Source organism: Hyalangium sp., from assembly GCF_045802625.1.
Lineage (GTDB): Bacteria > Myxococcota > Myxococcia > Myxococcales > Myxococcaceae > Hyalangium.
Genome location: NZ_JBJMQP010000140.1, coordinates 1 through 1,742, shown reverse-complemented (window position 1 = coordinate 1,742; position 1,742 = coordinate 1). Strand labels below are relative to the sequence as shown.

The window sequence follows — 1,742 nt, the reverse complement described above, 5'->3', positions numbered from 1 at the left end:
GTCTCCGAGTACCGTCTTGGCCGTGGCCCCCGAGCGGCTGGGCAGAATCCGGTGGTACACCGTGTCGGGCGAGGCCACCGTCCACGCGTACCACTTCTTCCCGGGCCCCTTGTCCAGCAGGTACCAGTGCGTCTCATCGGCGTGGACCAGCGGTGAGCCGAAGAGCTCTGCTGGCAGCGCCTCATAGCTGGGGCGCAGGTGGTCGGCCAGCACCTCAATCTGATCCCACAGCGTCTGGCGCTCCACCACCAGGCCCTCCCGCCGGAACATGCGCTCTTGGCGGGCCAGGGGCAGGTGAAAGGCATACTTCTGCAGCGCCACGTGGACGGCGAACTCCACCGAGTAGCGGCCACCCTCCACCAGGCGCGGCGGGGCGGGCGCCGTCACCGGCGCGCAGCCCTTGGGGCAGCGGTACTTCTGGCGGTGCACCTTGCGCAGCACAAACTGGCGCTCCACCACGGTGACTTCTTCGCTGTCCTCCGTCTGCCCCTTCCACTCGTGCAGGGCCCCCCCACACAGGCCACACACCTGGTCGGCCTCGTCCAACGGCAGCAGCACTTCCTGCACCGGCAACTCAGGCTGAGCCCGTGGTCCATGGCCTGTGCCCGGCTGCGTGCGCTCATGCCGCTGCTGCGCAGGCATCACTGGGCGCTTCTCGCTGGAGGCCCCGTACAGGCGCTGCTGCATCAACGCGAGTTGCTCTTGAAGCTTTGTCAGCTCGCGTTGCAGCAACACCTGGGCGTCCTTGCCTTTGAGCCGGGCATTCTCCGCCACCAACTCCTTGAGCCGCTCGTGCAGCCGCACATTCTCTGCTTCCAGCAGCCGGGCCACCTGCTTGGCCGTGTCCAAGTCTGGCAATTCGTCGATGGGCACCATCCGACTCTATAGGTGCTACGGCGCGCGGCCCACCGCCAGGGTTTTCTCCTCAAAGGCCGGCGGCGACAGCTTCCAGCGTCCCGCCAGCTCGCAGCCCTCCAGGAACAGCGACAGCTCGGCCACCGTCAACTCCACCGAGGTGGCGTCTTTCTCCGGCCAGGGCCGGGCGAATCTGCCCTGGAACAAGCGCTTGGTGAGCAGCACCAGCCCTGTCCCATCGAAGTACAGCACCTTGGCGCGCCGGCGGCTCTTGCCCACGAACAGGAACACATCGCCCTTGAGCAGCTGCCTGCCCAGGTGCTGCTCCACCAGGGCGCTGAGCCCATCAAACCCCTTGCGCATGTCCACGGGCGCTGCACAGGCGAACACTCGCACGGCTCGGGTGGGCGTCAGCACCCAAGCCTCCGCAGCAGCGCCGCCGCAGCCTCCACGCTCAGCCCCTCCACCCGAAAGCCGCTCGGCGACACCACCGCCAACGGCCCGGCCCGCACCCCTGCGGCCTCGGCAGGCCCCTCACTCACTCGCACGGGCACCAGCACCTCGCTCTTCTCGGTGCGCTTCTTCCTCTTCGTGCTGCCCGCCGTGCGCCCCTTGCGCCACTCGTACAGCGTCGGCGCCGACACTCCCAGCTTCGCCGCCGCCTCCACCACACTCCCGCCTGCCGCCTGCATCTGCTCCAAGTAGCGCACCGCGAAAGCTCTCAGTGCCTCGGGGAATGGCAACGAGCCACCCCGCCGCCCCGCTTTCAACCGCTGCACTTCCTGCTGGAACTGCTCCAACTCCTTCTCCATCGACTCCTCCGGGTGGAGCCCTGGACGTCTCACGCCTCACCCCTCACGTCACGACGGGGCACGGCGAACAGATAC

The 1,742-nt window shown here is 68.0% G+C and carries 3 protein-coding genes; all 3 read right to left on the bottom strand.

Annotated elements, in window-relative coordinates; genetic code table 11:
- Positions 1-876: transposase (locus ACJ8AT_RS25690; protein WP_407740495.1), on the bottom strand; the 876-nt coding region annotated here is incomplete at its 3' end.
- A gap of 15 nt (positions 877-891) precedes the next feature.
- The gene (tnpB, locus tag ACJ8AT_RS25685) at positions 892-1,272 is read right to left on the bottom strand and encodes an IS66 family insertion sequence element accessory protein TnpB (RefSeq protein WP_407740494.1); all 381 of its coding nucleotides are present in this window, start codon (positions 1,270-1,272) and stop codon (positions 892-894) included.
- A complete protein-coding gene (locus ACJ8AT_RS25680; protein ID WP_407740493.1) occupies positions 1,266-1,700 on the bottom strand; it encodes a transposase in 435 nt (144 codons plus the stop codon). Before ACJ8AT_RS25680 ends, tnpB begins: the two co-directional genes overlap by 7 nt.
- Between the last annotated feature and the right edge of the window lie 42 nt (positions 1,701-1,742).